4 protein-coding genes, 1 other RNA gene and 2 pseudogenes are annotated in these 6,820 nt (G+C 55.2%); 6 read left to right on the plus strand and 1 reads right to left on the minus strand.

Translation table 11 applies throughout. The features are described from left to right. The first annotated feature begins 37 nt into the window (after positions 1-37). The 6 genes and pseudogenes from ssrA to AC19YT_RS18740 form a co-directional block, all read left to right on the plus strand. Positions 38-431: a transfer-messenger RNA gene (ssrA, locus tag AC19YT_RS18715) on the plus strand. 173 nt (positions 432-604) lie between these two features. Beyond that, on the plus strand, positions 605-1,810 hold the full coding sequence (locus AC19YT_RS18720; protein WP_034026588.1) for a tyrosine-type recombinase/integrase: 1,206 nt from the start codon (positions 605-607) through the stop codon (positions 1,808-1,810). A gap of 460 nt (positions 1,811-2,270) precedes the next feature. Next, positions 2,271-2,519 carry a helix-turn-helix transcriptional regulator gene (locus AC19YT_RS18725; RefSeq protein WP_034026586.1) on the plus strand — a complete coding sequence of 83 codons (249 nt, stop codon included), beginning with the start codon at positions 2,271-2,273 and terminating at the stop codon, positions 2,517-2,519. After that, positions 2,516-3,355: a helix-turn-helix domain-containing protein gene (locus tag AC19YT_RS18730; RefSeq protein ID WP_034026584.1), complete on the plus strand. Its 840-nt coding sequence runs from the start codon at positions 2,516-2,518 to the stop codon at positions 3,353-3,355. Before AC19YT_RS18725 ends, AC19YT_RS18730 begins: the two co-directional genes overlap by 4 nt. Next, positions 3,342-4,025, plus strand: a complete 684-nt coding sequence (locus AC19YT_RS18735) for a hypothetical protein (RefSeq protein ID WP_052392149.1) — start codon at positions 3,342-3,344, stop codon at positions 4,023-4,025. Before AC19YT_RS18730 ends, AC19YT_RS18735 begins: the two co-directional genes overlap by 14 nt. 146 nt (positions 4,026-4,171) lie before the next feature. Continuing rightward, a pseudogene (locus AC19YT_RS18740) lies at positions 4,172-6,694 on the plus strand (class I SAM-dependent DNA methyltransferase); the annotation flags it as partial. A gap of 7 nt (positions 6,695-6,701) precedes the next feature. Here the strand turns inward: AC19YT_RS18740 and AC19YT_RS18745 are convergent. Continuing rightward, positions 6,702-6,820: pseudogene (locus tag AC19YT_RS18745) on the minus strand (IS30 family transposase); the annotation flags it as partial.

Raw genomic sequence — 6,820 nt, forward strand, 5'->3', positions numbered from 1 at the left:
ACTTGCTGCCCTAACAGATCCACAGGGCAGCAGGTTCGGGGCCGTTTAGGATTCGACGCCGGTTGCGAACCTTTAGGTGCATGCCGAGTTGGTAACAGAACTCGTAAATCCACTGTTGCAACTTTCTATAGTTGCCAATGACGAAACCTACGGGGAATACGCTCTCGCTGCGTAAGCAGCCTTAGCCCTTCCCTTCTGGTACCTTCGGGTCCAGCAATCATCAGGGGATGTCTGTAAACCCAAAGTGATTGTCATATAGAACAGAATCGCCGTGCAGTACGTTGTGGACGAAGCGGCTAAAACTTACACAACTCGCCCAATGCACCCTGCCCGTCGGGCGGCTGAGGGTTAACTCAATAGACACGGCTAAGCATGTAGTACCGACAGCGGAGTACTGGCGGACGGGGGTTCAAATCCCCCCGGCTCCACCAATTTTTCTTCCCAGGAAGACCCAGAAAAGCCGTAAAGCCTAGAGAAATCAAAGCTTTACGGCTTTTTTATTGCCCACGTTTTCCCACCTAATCCCAGGGCATCCCGCGGTTGACGGGGGCATATATGGGGGCATAAAACGCTCATCAGCTCGCTCGGAGAGGATGTGCCCCCAATGCCCCTGAAAGACACCAACTGCCGCAACGCCAAGCCCCAGGACAAGCCGTACCGCCTGTATGACGAACAAGGTTTGTACCTGGAAGTGCAGCTCAACGGAGGCCGTTACTGGCGCTTGAAATACCGCTTTCTGGGCAAGGAAAAACGCTTGGCTCTTGGCGTTTACCCAGAGGTCAGCCTGCAGGAGGCGCGGCGAAAACGTGATGATGCTCGTGTCCAGCTCGCCAGCGGCCAAGACCCTTCACTGCAAAGACGCATGGCCAAGGTGGTCAGCCAGTTCGATCACCAACACACCTTTGAATCGGTCGCAAAGCAATGGCTCACTATTCGCGAGTCAACCTGGGATCCGGAGTACACCCGCACGGTGCGGCAGCGCCTTGAGCTCAATGCCTTCCCCTGGCTGGGAAAACTACCGGTCAGCAGCATTAGTACGCCCATGCTGGTCGAAAACCTGCAGCGCATCATCAAGCGCGGTGCTCGCGAGACGGCACGTCGTGTAGCTCAAATCTACAAACAGATTTTCGAGTTCGCCGAAGCTGCCGGTATCACCCCGCCCAACCAGATAGGGAATCTCTCACGGACGCTCCCAGCCAAGCGGGTGAAACACTTTGCTGCCGTGACCGATCCTGAAAAACTCGGTGCACTGCTCAAAGCGCTGGATAGCTACACCGGAACACTGCCTGTTTGTTGTGCACTCAAACTGGCCCCGTTGCTGTTCTGCCGGCCCGGTGACCTGCGCCACATGGAGTGGTCGGAGGTTAATCTGGACGCTGGCGAGTGGTTGATTCCTGGCCACAAAATGAAGGGCCTTACTGCCACCAAACAGGATCGCCCAGATCATTTGGTTCCCCTCAGCCAACAAGCAGTCGCTGTTCTGCGCGAACTGAAACCACTCACTGGCAGACATCGATATGCCTTCCCATCAGCCCGAGGAGGCGACCGACCGATGTCCAACAATGCCGTCCTCAGCGCGTTACGACGTATGGACATCAGCGGCGACGAAATGACTGGGCACGGCTTTCGTGCGACAGCGAGAACCATAGGTGCGGAGGTGCTGGGATTTCGCCCAGATCTCTTGGAGCATCAGCTTGCTCACACGGTAAAAAATCCGCTGGGACGTGCGTACGATCGAACCACCTTCTTGCCGGAGCGCCGCGAAATGATGCAGCGCTGGTCAGATTACCTGGATGCGATCAAGGCCTGAGCTCACTACTTGGGCTTGCAATGCCGATCCCCGCTTGGTAAAAATCAGGCATCCCTCTAACGTTCATAGGACGCCATGGGATCGTCACGCTGCCCCGGTTACGGCGTTAAGAATCCGAAGTCCATCTGCTGTTAGCAGATGGACTTTCTGGCTGCCTCATTGGGGTATCGCCAGCATCTCGCAGGGCCTTGTTGCGATTGCTCGCCTGCAACAAGGCTGCTAAGAAACGTACGGACTCCTATTCCGTACCAGCAGGGTCTTTCCTCTCCCCCACGCCAAAGACACAGCTTCAGCTGTCATGCGCACAGCTGTCGCCGGCAATAAATCTCGGAGGCCCGTAATACGAGGCCCGACAAACGCCCCTGCTTTGCAGTAGGAAAATCCGAGCGCCACTCCCAACACATACGCGTATTGCAGTACTTGAGGACCGCTGCAACGCCACCGCCTGAGCACCAGTTAAATGTCAGCACAAACTATTGCACCCAGCCCAGAGGAACCGCGCTTCCTACGCCTGCCCGAGGTAGAGTTCGTTGTCGGGAAAAAGCGATCCACGATCTATCGCGACATAGCAGCAGGAAAATTCCCTGCACCATATGATTTGGGCAGCAGCAGATCAGTTGGCTGGCTCAGCACCGAGATATCCGACTGGATTCTGAGCCGCCCGCGTGCGCAGCTCCGAGCCTCTATTTCGACGGAGTGCGAGCAATGAGCAACGAAATAACGCGCGCCATCTGGAAACTCCACGGGATTCCTGCAACTACCAAATTCGTGTTCATCTCACTGGGCGACCAGGCAGATAAAAACGGGCGCTGCTGGCCATCTGTACGTCACACAGCTACACGTACAGGCCTCTCTGAGCGAACCGTTCAGAACGCGATTGCCTGGTTGGTAGATGCGGGGCTAGTCACCAGAAAACTCCGACATGGCCGCTCCTCAATGCTGAGCGTGCACCCTGCAGGATTTTCACCACGCTGCACTAACGACTACGCAGCTGAGGACAAACCAGCTGCCAATCCTCTCACCCGCCCCACGCAGGCTGTGCACCCGCGCCCTGCAGCAGCTTCACTCATAACCACCATAGAACCATCAGGTAACCCCCAAACAGCTACAGCGCTCTCCGTCACGGCAATACAGGAGAACACCAATACGACAGTGGCCAGACCCGGACCTAGATCCACAAACAGCAAAACCTATCTCACCTGGCGTCAGTACGCTGAGGCCTATATCGGGCGCTATGGGGTGTGGCCTGTCTGGAATGGCAAAGCGGCTGGGCAGATTAGTCACCTGATCGACCGACTTGGCCCAGATGAGGCCCCGCCAGTCGCTGCGTTCTACATCGCGATCAATGACGCACGGATTCTGAACAACTGCCACAGCCTGAGCGACCTGCTGGCACGAGCAGAATCCTACCGAACCCAGTGGGCAACTGGACAGCAGATAAATTCGACTACAGCTAGGCAAATGGAGGCAACCCAGGCGAACCTCAATTCAGCTGAGATTGCCGGCCGTATATTCCAAGAGGGAGATCAAAATGCTTTCCTCTGAACAGCAAGCAGCGCTGGCATCCGCCATCTGCGCAACCGCTGAGGCGCTTGGTCAGACGATCAGCCCGACTACCGCGAGAATTTTCGCTCAGGATCTCGTCAAATATCCTGCCGAGGAAATTCGCAGTGCTCTGCTCGCGTGCCGCCGCACATTGACGGGTAGGCTGACTCTTGCGGCAATACAACAACAGCTCTACGAACTGGACGGTAGGCCTGAGCCGAACGAGGCCTGGGCAATAGCTGTGACCGCGGCGGATGAAGACAACAGCGTTGTCCTCACAGAGGAAATTCTGCTCGCACTGGGTGCAGCCCGCCCAGTGCTAAACGCAGGGGATGCGGTAGGTGCGAGAATGGCGTTCCTGAACGCCTACCAACGCCTAGTAGCTGACAGCCGCAGTCAGGTAGCTCCTGTCAAATGGCTACTTAGCCAAGGACACGTCGCAGATCGTCGAAAGGCTGCCATCTCAGTTGCTGTGCATCTAGGACGTATAAAACCGACCATAGCCAGCCGTTTGGCTCTGCAGCTAGCGCATACTCCTGAATCGCTCGGTCAATTAATATGCCCTTCCACCACGGCGGAGTCATCACCGCCCAACCACGAGGTCAGTAAACGCCTGGAATCTCTTCTCAAAATACTGAAGCGGCCAAAATCACTATCGGCTGCTCAGTAGTAGCCTCCTGACGAACGGAAGGACAAGGCTCGTGAAGAGCACTTGTCCCTCCAGCGCCTCGAACAAGCACCTAACTGAAGCCATTTGGCACAACGCAAGCTAAAATCGCAGCCTTCGCGCATCAGCGATCTGGACAGTGGTAAACCATGAATGCAGTAGAAATTGAGTCCGCCATTTCGGACCTGGCCCTAGAGCCCTTTGACGCGGCGGAGTTTCCGTTCACATTCCTGGCCGCATTCGGCAACAAGGAAACCGCGCTCAAGCGCCTACGCATCGGAAATAACAACGCCTCGGACGTACCTGGTGGCGTGCTACTGCGCAGCAATATTCATATCGCCACATGCGAGCCTGGCAGCGTGGGCGAAACGCTCAAGGCCTTGCGCGCCAGCCCGGCCACCACAAAAGCCAAAGCCAAGTTCATCCTTGCCACCGACGGGCTAACGCTGGAGGCCGAAGAGCTGATCACGGGTGAAACCATCACCTGTGACTACCCGGACTTTCCCAACCACTTCGGTTTCCTGCTGCCGCTGGCCGGCATCTCCACCATCAAGGAGATAAAGGACAACCCCATCGACGTGCGCGCCACCAGCCGCCTGAACAAACTGTACGTCGAGCTGCTGAATGAGAACCCGGACTGGGCCAAAGCCGAGCGCCGCGCTGACATGAACCACTTTATGGCGCGCCTGGTGTTCTGCTTCTTTGCCGAAGACACTGACATCTTCAGAGGCGACAGCCTGTTCACACGCACCATGGAGCGTTACAGCGAGCGCGACGGATCCAATACCCATCAGGTGCTGTCGGAAATTTTCCGCGCAATGAACATCAAGGACGCCGAGCGCGCCATCACACAGTCTCGGCTTCCTGGTTGGGCCAACAGCTTTCCCTATGTGAATGGTGGCCTGTTCTCGGGCAGCACCGAGGTGCCACGCTTCACGCGAATGGCTCGCACGTATTTGCTACACGCCGGCAACCTGAACTGGAAAAAAATCAACCCAGATATTTTCGGCAGCATGATCCAAGCGGTTGCCGATGATGAGGAGCGTGGCGCACTGGGCATGCACTACACCAGCGTGCCCAACATCCTCAAGGTGCTGAATCCGCTGTTTCTGGATGACCTGCGCGCACAACTGGTGGCTGCTGGTGACAATAAGGCCAAACTGCTTAACCTGCGCAAACGTATAGCCCGCATCCGAGTGTTCGACCCTGCATGTGGCTCCGGCAACTTCTTGGTGATTGCTTATAAACAGATGCGCGAGATCGAGGCTGAGATCAATCGTCGCCGGAGCGAGGCTCACAATAAGTCGGAAATACCGCTGACCAATTTCCGTGGTATTGAGCTACGCGACTTTCCGGCAGAAATTGCCCGCCTGGCGCTGATCATCGCTGAGTTTCAATGCGACGTGCTGTATCGCGGTCAACAGGATGCTCTGGCTGAGTTTCTGCCGCTGAATGCGCAGAATTGGATTATCTGCCACAACGCTTTGCAACTGGATTGGCTGAGTGTGTGCCCGCCTACAGGTACGGGCGTAAAACTGGTCAGCGATGACTTGTTCAATACACCATTAGATCAGACGGAAATCGACTTTGCTAACGAAGGAGGAGAAACCTATATCTGTGGCAACCCGCCCTATCTTGGCTCCACTTGGCAGACTGATGAGCAGAAAGCGGACCTAGAGGCCATCTTTGCCTCACGAGCCAAGAACTGGAAGTCACTAGACTATGTGGCAGGCTGGTTTATGAAGGCTGCCGACTATGGAAGTAAGACCAAAGCAAAGGCTGCATTTGTATCCACAAATTCAATTTGCCAAGGGCAGCAAGTACCAATTCTCTGGCCGCAGATATTTGCTACAGGTCACGAAATCTCCTTTGCGTATACGTCCTTCAAGTGGACCAATCTCGCCAGCTACAATGCGGGCGTCACAGTTGTGATAGTGGGCCTGTCGTCGCAATTCAAAGTGCCAGCTCATCTTTATTCTATCGCCAATAGCGGCAAGGGCGACGTAGTGGATGTGAAGGAGGTTGAAAGCATCAACGCTTACTTGGTGCCGGGAACCAATGTACTGATTGAAAAATCATCTCGTCCACTAAGCGGACAGTCGGAAATGAGCTTTGGAAACAAGCCCGTCGACGGTGGTCATCTTCTCCTTTCCAGAGATGAAGTCGATGCACTTGGCCTAACGTTAGAGCAGCATGACCGCTTCATTCGTCGTATCTATGGATCTTCGGAGTTCATTCGCGGCTTAGAACGTTATTGCTTATGGATAGAAGATTGCAACCTAGAGGAAGCGATGCGCATCGAGACCATTAGGCCGCGTATTGAAAGCGTGCGAGCGATGCGGTTGGCAAGCAGAGACAGTGGTGCCAATGAAATGTCTGCGCGGGCACACCAGATGAGGGAAATGAAAATTGCCCAAACCTGGACGATTACTGTTCCTAGAACCTCGTCTGAGAACCGCCCATTTTTACCCAACGGGTTAATCGATTCTCGAAGCACCGTGACGAGCGAAGCCTTCGCTCTCTATGACGCCCCGCTCTGGAATATGGCACTCATCGCCTCACGCCTACATTTGGTCTGGATTGGAACTATTTGCGGCAAACTAAAAACCGATTTTCGCTACTCCAATACCCTCGGCTGGAACACCTTCCCAGTACCGATGCTGACCGAACAGCCTGAATTCAACACATAAGTGCAACGCTCACCCCTGTATGCACTTCGTACGGCGTCTTCCAGCCCAAGCGCTTGCGCGGGCGTAGATTGATCCTCGCTACTGTCCGATTGACGGCTTCGACGGTCA

The organism is Pseudomonas sp. MF08875, assembly GCF_059862525.1.

Coding starts and splice junctions, on each gene's coding strand:
- AC19YT_RS18720 (WP_034026588.1), top strand. CDS start 605: ATGCCCCTGAAAGACACCAACTGCCGCAACGCCAAGCCCCAGGACAAG.
- AC19YT_RS18725 (WP_034026586.1), top strand. CDS start 2,271: ATGTCAGCACAAACTATTGCACCCAGCCCAGAGGAACCGCGCTTCCTA.
- AC19YT_RS18730 (WP_034026584.1), top strand. CDS start 2,516: ATGAGCAACGAAATAACGCGCGCCATCTGGAAACTCCACGGGATTCCT.
- AC19YT_RS18735 (WP_052392149.1), top strand. CDS start 3,342: ATGCTTTCCTCTGAACAGCAAGCAGCGCTGGCATCCGCCATCTGCGCA.